Here is a 14,462-nt window from a genome sequence, read left to right on the forward strand (position 1 = left end):
GACCAAAGGGCGTATCGCCGCCCCTTGTGACCCACTCGCAGAGTTTGGAGAGCTGACCTCTCCACCTGCACCAAACCATGCACAATCCTTGTGGCCGATTGATCCCCAATCAGGGGAGCTTGTCTGCTCCCCCAATACCCCCATGACAACTAGGGCGGCTCCCCCCGCGCGGATCAAAGGGTGGGGTCTGGTCCTGCGTAACCGCACCGTTGATCCTTGCATCCCCGCTCCTTGGCGGAAGCCAGACGGTTGCAGGTGCAACACGTCAGCATTCAATGGGAAGGCAATGTATTTTCAGTTTCTACTCGTCACTATCAGTTGAAGTACCTTCCAGAGCGCGAACCAAGGTGGCGATTTGAGTATAAGCTGTTCCAAAATAGAAACCAATAATAACGCCACCCCACGACTTCAGTATTTCAAGCACTTCCTCCCTAGCATTGTCACCAGAAAGCCCGTTTGCGACGTAGATAGTCCCACCAATCAAACCCATGGCAATTAGAGCCGAAACGACAGCCTGCACCACCAATATCGACTTGATAGCACCCCAAGCGCCACTTTTCCCTGAAGAGTTGTTAGCCATCTATTTCCTCCATGCATTGTCTTACTGTCGAAGAACACTGATCAAAATTGCCTGTGCAAACCCCACCAGCCGTTAATGCTTCAATGGTGCCGGTAACGTATGAAGAGTTGACATCATCCAATGTTTGGCAATCAAAGCTCTGAGCAATCTTGCTAGCGACCGTTCGACGGACACTCTCACGATGTGATGCTAGATCAATCTGGTCCAAATTTTCAAACAACGGTAACAGACATCTGTCTCTTTCCAGTGGGTTTGCTGTTCCCAACTCAAGGCACTTCTCTGAGTATCTTTGAATTGGCGGAACTCTGGCTAGCTCAAACCCTCCTGGCTTTAAGACGTCTAAAGCCAGGACAAGCCCAAACAATTCTCTGTAAAAGACTTCAGAACTGTCTACCGGTCCCGGGTCCGTAAACCTAAATGGTCTAACCCCTTGATAAGCAAAATATAGCTCCGCAACTGCCCGCTCGAACTCTATTGATATTTCTTCATTGTCGCCCAGTTCCGTTTCTAGGAAGTCAAATATTCTTTGAGAAAAGTACTCTGAGCTGCTTGTGGTTGATAGCGGGTTATCGAATACATCAAGCGCAAAAAAACGCGGATCTTGTATGTGAGGTGCCTCGTTGTCAACGAACGTAACTAGTTTTGCAAAAAGCCGTACGTCTGCAAGTACTATATTCTCCTTGGGTTGGTTTTCAAAGAATACAACATATGCCTCATGTAAATCACTAAATTCATCCAAGGTCATAGATCGTCGACTTATCGCCGCGTCCACCCGACGCCTGAAATCAAATCCATAGTCTACCGGTTTTCTTAGAGTAAGGGAAAAACGCCTATCGGCGTTTGGTATTTGGCATGGACTTCGAAGGATCATGCCACCTAGGTCGTAATTATCATTGTTAATAAGCCTGAAACACAATGGATTGTTAGACAGGTCTGAGAAATTTTGTTCGCTTATATTCAAAGTTGTTTGTGGGGGACTGTGCGCTAACTCTGTTGCAAATAACCGCTGACGAGAAGCACTTTCTAGGCCCTCTATGAGTAAAGTCAGTTGACTACCGTCGAGTATGCCGTAGGGGTCAGATATTTGCACATTGAATTCGACAGAGTCAGCTCTTACCGTGTCAGGTATCACTCCAGCGATTAGCGCAAACATAGTAGTGGCAACAATGCTGATCAAATTCATCAAAATCTATCTCCGCAAAATGAAACATAGCGCCGACATTGACGAGTCCTCGATGCTGAAACTCTAGTATTATGAACGTGTAAATCTGCCCGAACCCTACCAAGCTCTAATGGTAAAACCTGATAGTAAGTATTCTTCTGGAATGGAGGCATCACATCAACTAGCTGGACGTTGAAACAAGCTGGGGAAATAAATTGATGCCCGTCTTATTAAAAATCGCCCACCCGATTATCTTGAATGTTGTGTCCAACACTTTTTGTGCAAGTACAAAATTCATATACTTTGTGAAATGTAGCGTCGATGTAAAAGCAACTTCTTGCATATGCATGATTCTGTCAGCTTGTGCTGCAGTAATCTTCTTCTGTGATAGCGAGATTTGTGTCTGAATAGTTGCTTCGGCTAAAGACTTTAGATAACCGCTCACGAGAGCTGAATTGACGCTCCACCACTTCTGCCCCAAAGCCCCGATCTCTTCGCCAATCACGTCAATGATTTCGTCAACGCTATTGGGCCTAAAGTTCTCTAAATCTACATTCATTGCATTCCCCAACTACACCTTAATTTATCGCCTTGCTCTTATGGCCTTAACAGCCTGATCGCAGCTGATACGGACCGGCTGAGTGGTACCCGAACCAACCACAATACCGTCAGTTTCATGCTCGCTGGCGAAAAGTTTTACCAACGTTAGACAAGACTGGATTACCGCATTGAGGGAGCTTTGCGCCTCATCTCGTGGTTGACTGGTTTCCTCCGTCGGAGTGCCGCCCACGGAAAATGCAGCAGTTTCTAGCTTGCTGATTATTAACGCATAACTATCAACTGACGCTGCGAAGGTTTCAGGGTCTGAAAGCTCACCCAGCTCTGCTTTTGCCAATATATTGGATAGTGTTTCGTATGCCTCTGTTGCTCTTGTGTCAGCTTCCTCCACATATGCGGGAGCGAAAAAAGAACACGAGGATAGTAACATCACAAAAAATAGTTGTTTGAAGTAAGACATTTAGTACTGACCTTGAGCACACATCGTTAAGTCGAGCTTTCAAAAAAGACGTGCGCAATGAGCAAAAGGCGCACGGATGGGTTGAGCTTAGGCGCGCGAAACTGTTTTTGTCAAGCGCTACGCCATATGTTGGATGATGAACCGGTGGAACGAAACGTGAAGTTTGTTATTGAAAGATTACCGTTTTAGAGGCCTTCGTGGTTGGGCTGTACAAGCCAATATGTATGTAAATCTCTGTGCGAAAGTAAAGTGAGCGGCCAAGAGCCTATTGAAAGGCGCCCTCACATCGTATGAGGCTATTACGCTTGGTAAAATGGGCACTTCGGCCCATTTTTCTAAATACTCGTTGCTCAGATTATCAAACAACCCTTCGTCACCGCCCGTTTCAATATAATTTACTGAGTAAAATGAATCGATTTCCATAATTTCTTATCCTTCTTCATTAAATGTTCTGATGAGCCGGAACCCAAAAAAGTCTCGGCGGGTTTCATTTTCAGGTCGGACTCGACGAGCTGGGCGCAAGTTATCCATTGCACCATTGTGTGCTCCGCCCTTTGCAACACGCCGCTCGCAATCAGTTTGTTCGAGAGCATCTGCAAGGTATGCGCTATCGGTACTCAGGCCGAGGTGTTCGTCAGACCAGCAGGATAAAGTATACTCTGACACATTTCCGGACATATGTCGTAGGCCCCACGGGTTCGCAGCATCTAGTTCCTCAACCGCCACTGGCACGTATCGGTTGGCTAGGTAGGGCATTGATTGCCCTCGTCTTACATGTTCTGTTTCCCGTCCCGAAAAATTTGCTTGATCTGAAGTCAGATCATCACCCTGCGCAAAGCGCGTCGTTGTCCCTGCGCGTGCCGCATATTCCCATTCGGCCTCTGTCGGTAGGCGATATACGTCATCCCCGATCTGCGCATTTAGCCACGCAACATATTCAAGGATATCCAGATAAGAGACGTTGATCACTGGATGATCGAGGCCAATTGCGACGTAGTCTTGCGGTATCCGGACATTGATATCCGGGCTGTGTGAACAAGCACCTGCGTCGACAGAGATCATCCATTCCGCGTAGGTAAGCTCGTTCCGAGCCATGGCATAGGGGATATCCATCACGACTTGATGGCGGGGATGTTCGCTTGGAATAATGTTGATCTCATCAGGACCACGCACGGTTCCTGTTGCGTCCGGGCCATAAATATCAAACGGGTTGCGGGATTCACCGGGGATAGCTTCCATCATAAACGAGCCAAGCGGCATGACGATCATCTCAGGACAATCGGCGCATTCTTGGAACATTTCAAATTCACCGACAGTCTGCCCGTTAGCAAGCTGATAGGTGGTGGCGGTTTCGGCCATGCTTGCTGTGGTCAACACCGCGCAACCAAGTGCCGCCATCACTGCTTCTATCATAATCTTAGCGTTCATATGGAAGCAACTTTTGGTATTAAAGGTTTGTTAATTGAATCGTTAACGTTGCGCTATGTCGCTGTAAAGCCTTGTCATAAAAAGTTCTTTTTACTGTTCTAGAAGAAGATCGAACAACGCTGTTTTCGAGGAGAAATGGGTTGCAAAACACGCCGTTTGAGCACGCCCTAGCTGCCCTTCCATGGAACCATCCCATGGGCTAACCCTGCGCGGATTGGATGCCGCCAGCTGTGTGCCGCTGGACCTGTTGAATTATCGTGAACAGGCGTCAAAACGGAATAGCGTCTTCTTCGTCTGGCGCGAGTTGGATGGGGGCATCGATGAGGCCTTGTGCAATGGCTTGGGCTTCGAGGCGGCAGTAAATCGGCCAGAGGTGGTTAAAGGCATCGGATTGACCGCGTTTCCAATCATCTGATTTGGGGTGTTGTAATTCGGAAATGCGCACGAACTTCCGGCTTTCATCATTGAGGGGGTGGCGGTTTCCGTTTTCAGAAATCCACGCGAGTTGCTTTTTCATCTGGGTGAGGGTCTCAAGCAGGGGCATATCCGTTACTCGCAATTGATTTGATCTGTACCTATAATATGGGGGTGCTGAGTGGGCTTCTAAATGCCAATGCACGAATGGGCGACAAATTTGCCGCCCATTGTTTTGCGTCATGCCTGCGCGCCGTTATGATTTTGATGTGTTGTAGGCGTTCATGCGTGTTTGATAGCTGATCGATGATTCACCAGATTGCTGCCGTGAAGCTGGATAGCCTTTCTGGGCTTCATATGTGCCTTGGTTGGTGGAACCCTTGTGGGTGTTCTGGCCGTTAGTTTTCCATGAATTATTGCTGTTGGTCATTTTACGCTCTCCTATGCGCTTGGGGTTAAAACTTAATGCCGCCATTGCCGCTGACAACAGCTTGAGGTGCCGCTTGGTTGATCTGCACAATGACGGTTTTGCGATCAGTGGTGGGTTCGGCGATGATTGCCTCAACCTGCCAATGGTTTGGACCGCTGATTTCGGTAAAGCTGTGATTGTATATCTCGGCATCCGCAGCACCGCCCCAGACATATTGATCGGCTGCAAAGTTCTTCCAAAGATAACCCGTGAAGCGATCAGAGGCAGACCCAAACCGTTCAAACAGGGTGCTGACGAGGTCTTGTTTGGTGACGTTGGTCGCATTTTGCAGCAATGCGATGCTTTGCACCTCACGCGTTGATGGGTCAAAATACACCACGCCGCAGCTGTGAAGCTGCGTATCATCACCACATGTCAGATCGGGTGTGAAATGCGCCGAATGCGGAAAGGCTGCCCGTATTCTCATATATTCAGGGGATGGGCTGACGCCAAAGGGCAACAATTGTTCGTCTAACCCGTCCTCATAGGTCGAGAACCGATATAAGACGTTCAAATCGTCTCCAACCGCATAGCCTTCGCTGCGCAAGGCTTCTAGGGCGTCAGCGACGGGCATGCCGATGTGAACGCCCACCAGTTCTAATTGTGATTGATCAATAATGTCTGGTGTTTGGGCTGCGGCAGTTTGGATATCTTTATGCGCGTCTTCTGGCAGGCTGGTTTCATACAGCAGTTGCCCAGAATTTCTTTCGAACATTTTGAGCGCAACAATCTGCGTGCGGATATGGTGCGGGTTATTAGGCGTGATCGCAAAAGGCACGATGGAGAGTTCAAGCACTACACCGCCACGCGGGCTAAGCTCACGCACACGGCGTGCTTCTGCAACAGGCAGTTCCCATTCATAAAAATCAGCTGCGTTATCCAGATGCAGCGCGTGGTCACCCGCAAATGGGAAATAAGTGCCGGGTTCAAAGACTGAGATGCGGTAAGCACCAGATGCGGCATCATATTGACCGATATTACCCGAGACGCGCAGCTCTAAACCACCAATCTCAGCGATGCGTTCATATTGGGTGCGCAGATTATCTTCGACATCTTGTAGCACCTGCGGCTTATCGAATTCATTGGCGCGGCGGTATTCACGAGAGGCCAATGCATCTTCGCGGAAATTGGGTGTGTTGTCAGATAGGTAAGCAGCCAGCAATGCGACGGTTTGATCATCGGGTGCGATATAAGTTTGTGCGTGCAGCGGTGTGTTGGTCAGGGCCACGCAGATTGCGAGCGCCGACGCCGTCATCGTGCGGGAGAAGAATGTGGACAGCATGGGTTTCCCTTTTGTATTTTGAAGCGGCTTGGATACGCGCGCAGCAAAAGGGGTCCCTTTATCGTAACCCTAACCCAGTTCGGTGTTGATTGCGCGAGACACTTGTTTTCCACAGGTTTTTGCGCGGGAGATAGCCGATAAAATCGAGGCTCAAAGCGACGTTGCAAAGGGACCCCTTTGGACAAGGAAAAAATGCCATGGATTCAGCTTGTTTGACGCAGCCAGCCTGCCAAAATACCCAGATGAACAAAGGGAATGTGCAAAAGACCGAGTCCGATCAACGAGATAGCCATACAGGTGATGATACGCGACGATCCGGCAAAAAAATTGGATATGTGCGTGTCTCAGATGCTGATCAATCCGAGGATTTGCAAATTGATGCGCTTATGGCTGCGGGCTGCGTGACGCTTTACACGGATCATGGTCTATCAGGGGCCAAAACCCACCGCCCGGCGCTGCAAGCGATGTTGGATGATTTGGATGCAGGCGATACGCTGACCGTTTGGAAATTGGATCGTCTGGGACGCTCAACATTGCACTTGATGACGATCCTCGAAGACCTGCAACAGCGTGACATTCATTTCCATGCCATCACCCAAGGTATTGATACATCGACAGCCGTAGGCCGCATGATATTCGGGCAATTGGCTGTCTTCGCTGAATATGAGCGCTCCCTCATCAGCGAGCGCACCAAAGCAGGCATGGCTGCTGCTAAAGCGCGGGGGAAACATGTGGGCAGACCGGCCATGTCGCATACTCTGAAAAAAGCACTTGATGATCTCGCCAAGGTCGATGCTGTTCACGCCGGATCAGACAGTGAGATTGAGCAACTGATTGATGATGGACGTTTAATCATCGACCCCAAATGCGATGACGGCTCCTACCACTGATTGGAAAATGGTGGGACGTTACCAAATGAAAGGCCTGTAAAGGCTTATCTTTCCCGACTTTGATCTTTGTCATTTGAGCGATTAATTCCTTTGAAGCTTTTGCGAAACTGAATTTTCTTGGGGGTTTCCGCCCCCTTACGAAACTGGATTTTGGGTTTGTCTTTTTGCAGTGATGTACCTTGTTGTTTTTGCACGGGTTGTTTGGACGATCTGATCCCCATTGCACCGTCGGGAGCGAGATTTTGGGCAGGGCGTAGGTTTTGTGCCGCTGGCTTCAGGACAGGTTGAGTATTGTCTTTGTCGCGCACCGGTGTGCCGTCTGGGTTAGTGATGCGGTTAAAGGCTCTTCTGGGATCGGCCATACTACGGCCTCCTGTGATTGGGGATATTGCAAAGAGGCCTGCCAGTGAGGCAGGCCAAATGTTGTGTTATGTGTCAGCGTGTAAATTGACGCCCTTATCTTTAGTAATTGGATGTTCAAACCATCTGATTTTGGCCGCCATGATCGGCATGGTGTTTTCGATAAGAATGAGCTGACGATCTTTTGGTAAGCGCATCAACTCATCAGGATAAGCCAACTTACGCTGTGTCGCGGCACGGTTGTCGGTGTAGGTTGTCGAACTACCGTGCGAGCCGTTACCGGTCCCGTTCGTATTCTGGCTAAAGCCAGATGCCAAAGCGCTGCTCAAGTTCCAGACCGTTGTGACGCCACATAATGCCGAAAAGTACTCTGCACTGGTTTTGTCAGGTGATCCAAAATAGGCAACAACACCGCTATTGCCGATGAATGTTTCGTAGTCAGGGCCATAGACTTTGCGCAGCTGGCATAAATCCTGACATATTCCCCAAAGCTGAATGCCATAACCCGCCATAAGACCATAGGCTTGCTCAATCATTGTCAGACGACCAAGCGCAGGCATTTCATCAAGAATGAACAAGACAGGCTTACGTGGTTGAACGTCAATGTGGCGGGCGTTTTCTGTGATAGCCTGTTGCACAAGCAAACGTAAGAACCGCCCAAAACTGTCTAACCGATCTGGTGGCAAAATCAGATAGATGCTCATCAGGTCGGTTTTAAGCTCTGCAAACGAAAAGTCAGAGCGCGACAGGCATTCTCTGATCCGATCACTGTCCAAAAAATGTGTTTCTGCTTGTGCCGAGGCCAGCACATTGGCCATAAGCTTTGGTTCTTTTTGTAATGACCGTGCGCCGCAGCTGGCAACGATCTGATGCGGAGAATTGACCATTTGCTGAAACAATGCCTGCATATCATCTTCTGCATAAAGCAAGAGATCACGCATTGTGCCCAAATTGCGCAGCCCATCATATGCCTCGTCAAAGCTGACATGTAGGATCAAACCTTGCAGCAAGGCTTTGGCTTCCAATGTCCAGAACGGGTCGGCGTTATTGCTGGCCTTTTGGACCAATGCATCCGCCAATAACATGGCATTTTCTGGTGCGTCGATACCACTGTTTGCAATCCAATCCAGCGGGTTAAAGCAGGCTTGCTCTTCTCCAGAAATCCCCCAAGGATCAATTGCCAAAACGCGTTGCCCCATATCACGACGCGCATTGGCTGTGATCATTGCATTCTCACCCTTGGTGTCGATCACAAAGACGGAACCTTGATACATCAGCAGATTAGGAATGATATGCGAGACACCTTTCCATGCACGTGTTGGGGCCACTGTGATCAAATGTCGGTCACCTTTATAGCTAAACACATCACGTGTTTCACCTTTGGCCGCTTCACCAAGGATGATGCCATCATCGCCAAATAGTCCTGCGTCATCCAAATCAGCTTCACGTGCCCAATGGCTGGACCCGAACGTGGTTGGAATATCAAGCAGCTTTTTTACACTCTGACCGATCCAATAGCCAATGGCTGCAAAGAACCCAACGAGACTGACAACGCCTGTCGCGCTCCAGCCCAAAACGCCACCATTGACCAAAGCGAGACCCGCAACCGCAAGCCCAAGCAATATTCCAGCGGCTAGTCGTGTTTCCTTAGCTTGTGGTGACAGGAACCAGCCGATTGCACAGCCCATCATGACGGATGTGCACATCAATATCCCGCGCAAAAGGCTTAACCGCAAAGCCCATTCAGAACGGGTGAGGTAATGTTGATTGCGCGGGTCAAAATACCCAAGCGCAAGACTTTCATTGGGGGTTACGCAGAATGCCAATACACATATGCTAAGAATGGCACCCCATATCATTTTATTTGTTATCGTTTGCTCCATCACGCATCTCCTTTGCAAAAAATGAACATGCGTAAGATGTGCCTTAGATCAGCTATGATCCGCGTGGGTAATCACCGGGTAAAATCGGGTAATCGTTGCATCTGCAAACCGTCACGCTGACAAAATGAGGGGCATTCAATGCCTTTGACGTCAGCGATCCATTGATAAACCGGGGGTGGTCCGTCTTGGCGTGTCACGGGATTGATCTGGCACATGAGTTGTTCGTTTTAGCGACCTCTTAATCGTTTGGGCGAGATGTGACCGTTCTTGTTTGTGCTTTTTACGTGTTTTTGTGAAACGCGTTTGTAAGGCCTGCCGTTCCTGCATTTGCGATTGAATAAGATCACTACGTGCGGTTTGATCGCGGAGCGCGCATTGTTTGGCTTCGTGCATATTTACTTTGATGATTTTGCGATGCGCCCCGGTGATACGATCAAACAACCCGCGTAAGCCCTTGTTAAGACGGTCAGAACGGATTTTAGTCTCTGTACGCCATCGTTGGGCTTGATCTTCGTTCAAATGCTGGCGTGCCATGCGATGCACCTTGATCAGGTGCGTACGTTCCTCACGCAGTGGCGTGAGTTGTTTTTTGTGGCCCGCTTTTATGTTGGCAATATAGCTTCGTATCTGATTGCTCACCTTGGTGCGTATCTCGGCCTGCGTCTGGGGCACTGACGGCAAGACATCAGGTGAACCTAGCTTTGCCCGAACATCCTTTGCTTTGATCCCAGTCCATTTGGCGATGGCGTAGACATTGCCGTCAACGTCCAGTGCCACAAAGCCGCGTCGATCACCTTTGGCAAGGAAGTATCCACGTTCAGCCAATGCGTTCTTAAAACCTATCTGACTGTCGCATCGTGCCCATGCGTGCTGGAAGGTTTGTTTGATTTCTCTTGGATCAATGCCTTGGCGTTTCGCTTGCTGCCATTCTGCAAGTGTGAAGTTCAACGGGCTTTTGTTGCCGTAGGTCGCCAAGCCATCCGGCAGTATCCAACCATGATCTAAAAACAGATCACGCGACAGGTCCCGCAGTTTGATTTTGAAATGCGGAAGGTTGATGGCCTTCATCTCATCAGCATCAATGCGTGACCATACGACATGGGCATGACGACGTCCTTCTTTCTCATGCACGACGATGGCGCGGGGTTGGTCATTCAGGCCCAATGCCTGTTCGGCGCGATCTGCGGCGTTGCGCAGTTCAGCTTCTGTTGCGATGTGATCTTGGGGTGGGTTTAAGCTGAGAGAAAACATGAACTGCTTACAACGGGTTGCTTTTGATATGGCATGAGCCTCTGACAATGCCCCATGCAAGTCAGCTGCCATGAACCCGCGTAAATCGAGCAATTGCACGTGATCATTATCACGGTCATTCATCAGATGATCTGCCAGTGATTTTGCACCGCTCCGCTGTGACCCCTTCAAGATCATGGCTTTATCCCAAGCGCCTTCATCAACGTGACGCGCATCCATGCGATTTCAGCGATGGCCGTGTTCAGATCGACCTCCAATTCCTCATCAATGATGAGTGTGCCTTGGTTCAGCCCTTTGGCGATTTGATTGAGGTTGTTCGCTGTGCGTGTCTGTCCGAGCTTTGCCAAGACCTGCGCCAGAAGCTGTTGCTCCGCAACAGGTGGTTTTTGCCTCTTCCGGTATGTGGGGGCCTCCGAGGCCAAAACCACGGACTTTATATACGACGCCAGTGGCATTGATCCAGCCTTGGCTTCCAGAGCAACCCGTTCATCATGTGTCAGGCGCAGCGAGAAAGGAGCAGGCCGTGGTGTCTTTTGCTGATGCTGCGTCATGGGCGTGGCCCCCGCAACAGAGGAACCTTGGCTGTGGCGCTCGCTTCACCAGATGTAGCTAGATCCAAAGATCGTAACTTGTCGGCAACTTCAGGATCGGACTGTAAATACCGTTCCCAATCCTCAAGTTTTTCAAGCAGAACATTTGAGTCAATGGGTTCTACGGAATCTTCCGCAAGTGCACCATCCCTTTATTTCGCCAAATAACCTGAATAGCAACGCTATTGGGGATAAGTATTGTCCCTCGATATGTCGTTTTCCGGCCTATTTTTGGGGGATATTGTTATTTATAATAACGTGTTGTGCTCTTTTTTGAACTATTTACTTTCTTTCTTTGAACCTTTCCCCACCCTCAAACGACCTACGACTGTAACGCGGATGAGTTGCGGTTACGTCAATGCAATTTGGAACAACGCAAAGGAAAGTGACATGAGGGGGCCGCAATTCTAGCAGCGCGCTAAGCCTTCCCTTGCGACCGTCACGGTCAATCGAAAACCTAAGGTTCAGACCATAGGAAGAACCAATTTTAAAAAAGGATATTACAAATGTTACAGAAACTTACACTGACAAGCATGATCGCCCTGATCGCGGGTGCCGCTTCGGCCGAGGATGGCTTGAACTATGCGCACCTGAGCTACGACTACTCTCACTTTGACATTGAAAACGATGAACGTTCGTCGGGCCGCGTGCAAGGGGTCGCTGAATACACGTTTGGTCAGTTCTTGCTGAGTGCAGATATTGCAAGCATCCAACACGATGTCATCATTCCGGTTGATTTCGTCGAATATGCGGTTTCTGCCAGCTATATGGCGTCACCGGAAATGTTGTTCGGCGCAGGGTTTACGGGCGTTGATGGGGATATCCCGGCATGGGATGGTTACGAGGTCTTCGGCCAGTACCAAAACGATCAATTTGCCGTTGCTTTGAACTATACCAGCATCGATGACGATGACGCGCTCACATCGCTTTATGCAGAATACGCCGCAGCACCAGAGTTGCGTCTTGGCCTTGACGTGCAGTCCTATACCTACCTTGATGACCCGATTTCAACACTGAGCGCCTCCTATGACGCAGGTCCAATTCAAGCGCGCGGATACTATAAAGATAGCAATCTCTGGTTTGACGGTGCGCTGCTTGGCGCCCGTGGCAGCTATGATGTTAACGAAACGTTCCGCGTGACGGCTGCTGTGGAAAAATCGCTTGATGACAACTTTGACGCACAGACCTATGCGATTGGCGCCGGCTATCAGGTGACAGATGGTGTCTGGCTGGATGCGAGCGCGGGTCAAACCACCGTCGAAACAACGGATATTACCCAAATTCAAGCCATGATTTCCTTCGAAACGGGAACGCAAACACGTGTTGACCAACGGTTTAACCAACTGAGCCGTGATGACCGTCGTTCAAGCGTGCTAGCGCTCTTCCCATTGTAATAAAATGACTGGGCCTGCGCGATGCGGGCCCAGTTACATCATTTTGCGGTTGGTGCTGGGCGCCTCCTTCGGGGGCAGTCCAGTTTGTTTGGTGAAGTCCGCTGATTGGACATAGGGATTGCGCAAATCGCTGACTAGGGTAGGTTTTTGGTTCCAGCCCGCCCAAGTGAAAGTGCGCATATGACAGATATCCTTGAGAATCCTTATCGCGGCGCAGGGATGCTGGGATTGAGTTTTTTCCAAAAAATGCCGCTTCTGCAGTGGCGCAGCTTTTGTCGTTGTGTCCGGCACATGCGCCAACACCTTTGCGCAGTTTGGATGCTGCTGCGGCCCAGCTTGGGATCGCGTCGCTTTGGCTGAAAGATGAACGCGCACGGATGGGGCTTTTGGCGCAACTCGCATCCAGCTCGGCAACTGGTAGGGAACCTAGGAAATGGTATCGGCGAGCCCATATGAGATCATGAGCTCGCCGAAGAAACCTGATGGATTTAGAAGCGGTAATTCAAACCCATTTCCGCTGTCGTGATGTTCGTTTCAACGTCAGGGTAAACAGAGTCGGTTAAATAGTCTTCGGCATCGAAAGCATAGTGCTGAACGCCAGCCTCCCAAGAGAGGTGTTCATTGATAGATTTTTCAATTGCCACACCGAATGTTACACCAGATAGGGTGACGTCTGAACCTTGTTCACCTGAGCCGTTATCAACAAAACCAAACGTATCTGCACCGGCGATCCCAACGTTGCCTTTGATCAGCATTCCTGAATTTAGAACATACCCAGCCTGACCACGCAAAGAATAAAGCGCGTTCACTTCCAAAGCACATTCATATGAAGGATTTCCGCAATCGTCGGTGCCTTCAATTGTCGAACCAAAATATTGCAACTCTGCGCCGTAGACCCAGCTACCGGATTGGAAGTTATGTCCGAGACTAATACCGAAAATTCCACCGCTTAGATCGTCTTCGCCATCGCCAGGGAAGCCAGCAGTGTCATTGCCATAGGTTCCGCTCCCAAAGCCAAGATCGGCACCGACATAGGAACCAGACCAATCGGCAACAGGCGCTGTTGGAGCGATCACAGGCGCTTCTATAACTGGCACGGTGATGCCGCCTGCGGATGCCATTTGACCAAAAGCGATAAGTGATGATGTGAAAAGAAATTTATAGTTCATTGAGATACCCTTACAGTTAACTAATAATGCAACCCTGCAAATAGTGGGGTGGTTTTTGAAGTCAAGTTAGGGATGTTTTTCATGGCTTGTTACTGTGGTGACGTGACGTAAGCGCCACGCCTGTGTCGTGTTATTGAGCATCAGCCATATAAACGAAATGTTTCGTGTGACCGTTGCTGTGGGCAAAATGATTGATGCCAGCTTTGATGCAGCGAGCTATATGATCGATGCTGGATATCGGGTCTCGGACGGTATTTGGCTCGATGCAAGTGCAGGTCAGTCCATGATAGATACGACCGTGCTACAAGCGTCGCAGCGCGGTATCCGCTTTAAGATGAGGCTGGGCCTACGTCTTGTGGGCCCAGTTGCCGCGCTTTGTTCACTAATCCTCGGATCCTTGGTGGCGGATGAAAACCGATCTGATACGTTCTGCTATAAAGGGAGAACTACGGATACCTGTTTGACGGGCGTCTAAACTGCACAACTTAGGCCGTGTAGGCCGCCTGTTGGATATAGGGATTGCGCATATTCCTGACTAAGGTACGCTTTTGATTTAAGGCCCCTCAGCGAAA

General features: G+C 49.5%; 16 protein-coding genes. 3 read left to right on the forward strand and 13 right to left on the reverse strand.

Translation table 11 applies throughout. The annotated features are described in order from the left end of the window. Positions 1-301 precede the first annotated feature (301 nt). From Yoon_RS05395 to Yoon_RS05430, 8 genes are all read right to left on the reverse strand, one after another. Positions 302-580 (reverse strand): hypothetical protein, encoded by a 279-nt coding sequence (locus tag Yoon_RS05395; protein ID WP_238110836.1) that lies wholly within the window; start codon positions 578-580, stop codon positions 302-304. Further along, a complete protein-coding gene (locus Yoon_RS05400; protein ID WP_238110838.1) occupies positions 573-1,766 on the reverse strand; it encodes a hypothetical protein in 1,194 nt (397 codons plus the stop codon). The genes Yoon_RS05395 and Yoon_RS05400 overlap by 8 nt, the downstream gene beginning before the upstream one ends. Before the next feature lie 157 nt (positions 1,767-1,923). Then, positions 1,924-2,301 carry a hypothetical protein gene (locus Yoon_RS05405; RefSeq protein WP_238110840.1) on the reverse strand — a complete coding sequence of 126 codons (378 nt, stop codon included), beginning with the start codon at positions 2,299-2,301 and terminating at the stop codon, positions 1,924-1,926. A 24-nt stretch (positions 2,302-2,325) separates the two neighbouring features. Beyond that, positions 2,326-2,760, reverse strand: coding sequence for a hypothetical protein (locus tag Yoon_RS05410; RefSeq protein ID WP_238110842.1), 435 nt, complete (start codon positions 2,758-2,760; stop codon positions 2,326-2,328). 429 nt (positions 2,761-3,189) lie between these two features. Further along, the gene (locus Yoon_RS05415) at positions 3,190-4,188 is read right to left on the reverse strand and encodes a formylglycine-generating enzyme family protein (protein ID WP_238110844.1); all 999 of its coding nucleotides are present in this window, start codon (positions 4,186-4,188) and stop codon (positions 3,190-3,192) included. Positions 4,189-4,456: 268 nt separating this feature from the next. Next, positions 4,457-4,705 (reverse strand): hypothetical protein, encoded by a 249-nt coding sequence (locus Yoon_RS05420; protein ID WP_238110846.1) that lies wholly within the window; start codon positions 4,703-4,705, stop codon positions 4,457-4,459. Positions 4,706-4,858: 153 nt separating this feature from the next. Next, positions 4,859-5,032 carry a hypothetical protein gene (locus tag Yoon_RS05425; protein WP_238110848.1) on the reverse strand — a complete coding sequence of 58 codons (174 nt, stop codon included), beginning with the start codon at positions 5,030-5,032 and terminating at the stop codon, positions 4,859-4,861. A 25-nt stretch (positions 5,033-5,057) separates the two neighbouring features. After that, positions 5,058-6,353 (reverse strand): hypothetical protein, encoded by a 1,296-nt coding sequence (locus Yoon_RS05430; RefSeq protein WP_238110850.1) that lies wholly within the window; start codon positions 6,351-6,353, stop codon positions 5,058-5,060. A gap of 197 nt (positions 6,354-6,550) precedes the next feature. On the opposite strand from Yoon_RS05430, the gene Yoon_RS05435 reads away from it, so the two are divergent. Continuing rightward, positions 6,551-7,243, forward strand: a complete 693-nt coding sequence (locus tag Yoon_RS05435) for a recombinase family protein (protein WP_238110852.1) — start codon at positions 6,551-6,553, stop codon at positions 7,241-7,243. Between the two features lie 44 nt (positions 7,244-7,287). On the opposite strand, the gene Yoon_RS05440 is transcribed toward Yoon_RS05435, so the two are convergent. The 4 genes from Yoon_RS05440 to Yoon_RS05455 form a co-directional block, all read right to left on the reverse strand. After that, positions 7,288-7,605 carry a hypothetical protein gene (locus Yoon_RS05440; RefSeq protein ID WP_238110853.1) on the reverse strand — a complete coding sequence of 106 codons (318 nt, stop codon included), beginning with the start codon at positions 7,603-7,605 and terminating at the stop codon, positions 7,288-7,290. A gap of 66 nt (positions 7,606-7,671) precedes the next feature. Further along, positions 7,672-9,486, reverse strand: coding sequence for a type IV secretory system conjugative DNA transfer family protein (locus Yoon_RS05445; protein ID WP_238110854.1), 1,815 nt, complete (start codon positions 9,484-9,486; stop codon positions 7,672-7,674). Between the two features lie 150 nt (positions 9,487-9,636). After that, positions 9,637-10,956, reverse strand: a complete 1,320-nt coding sequence (locus tag Yoon_RS05450; protein ID WP_238110855.1) for a relaxase/mobilization nuclease domain-containing protein — start codon at positions 10,954-10,956, stop codon at positions 9,637-9,639. Further along, on the reverse strand, positions 10,911-11,288 hold the full coding sequence (locus Yoon_RS05455; RefSeq protein WP_238110856.1) for a hypothetical protein: 378 nt from the start codon (positions 11,286-11,288) through the stop codon (positions 10,911-10,913). Before Yoon_RS05455 ends, Yoon_RS05450 begins: the two co-directional genes overlap by 46 nt. A 545-nt stretch (positions 11,289-11,833) precedes the next feature. On the opposite strand from Yoon_RS05455, the gene Yoon_RS05460 reads away from it, so the two are divergent. Further along, positions 11,834-12,721 (forward strand): hypothetical protein, encoded by an 888-nt coding sequence (locus Yoon_RS05460; RefSeq protein WP_238110859.1) that lies wholly within the window; start codon positions 11,834-11,836, stop codon positions 12,719-12,721. A gap of 488 nt (positions 12,722-13,209) precedes the next feature. On the opposite strand, the gene Yoon_RS05465 is transcribed toward Yoon_RS05460, so the two are convergent. Beyond that, a complete protein-coding gene (locus tag Yoon_RS05465) occupies positions 13,210-13,890 on the reverse strand; it encodes an outer membrane protein (RefSeq protein ID WP_238110861.1) in 681 nt (226 codons plus the stop codon). A gap of 166 nt (positions 13,891-14,056) precedes the next feature. On the opposite strand from Yoon_RS05465, the gene Yoon_RS05470 reads away from it, so the two are divergent. After that, entirely contained in the window at positions 14,057-14,365 is a 309-nt protein-coding gene (locus tag Yoon_RS05470) for a hypothetical protein (protein WP_238110863.1), read from the forward strand. Positions 14,366-14,462 lie beyond the last annotated feature (97 nt).

The sequence above is a fragment of the Yoonia sp. I 8.24 genome (assembly GCF_022096995.1).
GTDB lineage: Bacteria > Pseudomonadota > Alphaproteobacteria > Rhodobacterales > Rhodobacteraceae > Yoonia.

Bases quoted from the DNA above. Each gene is read 5' to 3' on its own strand.
- Yoon_RS05395 (WP_238110836.1), bottom strand. From the start codon at position 580: ATGGCTAACAACTCTTCAGGGAAAAGTGGCGCTTGGGGTGCTATCAAG.
- Yoon_RS05405 (WP_238110840.1), bottom strand. From the start codon at position 2,301: ATGAATGTAGATTTAGAGAACTTTAGGCCCAATAGCGTTGACGAAATC.
- Yoon_RS05410 (WP_238110842.1), bottom strand. From the start codon at position 2,760: ATGTCTTACTTCAAACAACTATTTTTTGTGATGTTACTATCCTCGTGT.
- Yoon_RS05415 (WP_238110844.1), bottom strand. From the start codon at position 4,188: ATGAACGCTAAGATTATGATAGAAGCAGTGATGGCGGCACTTGGTTGC.
- Yoon_RS05420 (WP_238110846.1), bottom strand. From the start codon at position 4,705: ATGAAAAAGCAACTCGCGTGGATTTCTGAAAACGGAAACCGCCACCCC.
- Yoon_RS05425 (WP_238110848.1), bottom strand. From the start codon at position 5,032: ATGACCAACAGCAATAATTCATGGAAAACTAACGGCCAGAACACCCAC.
- Yoon_RS05430 (WP_238110850.1), bottom strand. From the start codon at position 6,353: ATGCTGTCCACATTCTTCTCCCGCACGATGACGGCGTCGGCGCTCGCA.
- Yoon_RS05435 (WP_238110852.1), top strand. From the start codon at position 6,551: ATGGATTCAGCTTGTTTGACGCAGCCAGCCTGCCAAAATACCCAGATG.
- Yoon_RS05440 (WP_238110853.1), bottom strand. From the start codon at position 7,605: ATGGCCGATCCCAGAAGAGCCTTTAACCGCATCACTAACCCAGACGGC.
- Yoon_RS05445 (WP_238110854.1), bottom strand. From the start codon at position 9,486: ATGGAGCAAACGATAACAAATAAAATGATATGGGGTGCCATTCTTAGC.
- Yoon_RS05450 (WP_238110855.1), bottom strand. From the start codon at position 10,956: ATGGATGCGCGTCACGTTGATGAAGGCGCTTGGGATAAAGCCATGATC.
- Yoon_RS05455 (WP_238110856.1), bottom strand. From the start codon at position 11,288: ATGACGCAGCATCAGCAAAAGACACCACGGCCTGCTCCTTTCTCGCTG.
- Yoon_RS05460 (WP_238110859.1), top strand. From the start codon at position 11,834: ATGTTACAGAAACTTACACTGACAAGCATGATCGCCCTGATCGCGGGT.
- Yoon_RS05465 (WP_238110861.1), bottom strand. From the start codon at position 13,890: ATGAACTATAAATTTCTTTTCACATCATCACTTATCGCTTTTGGTCAA.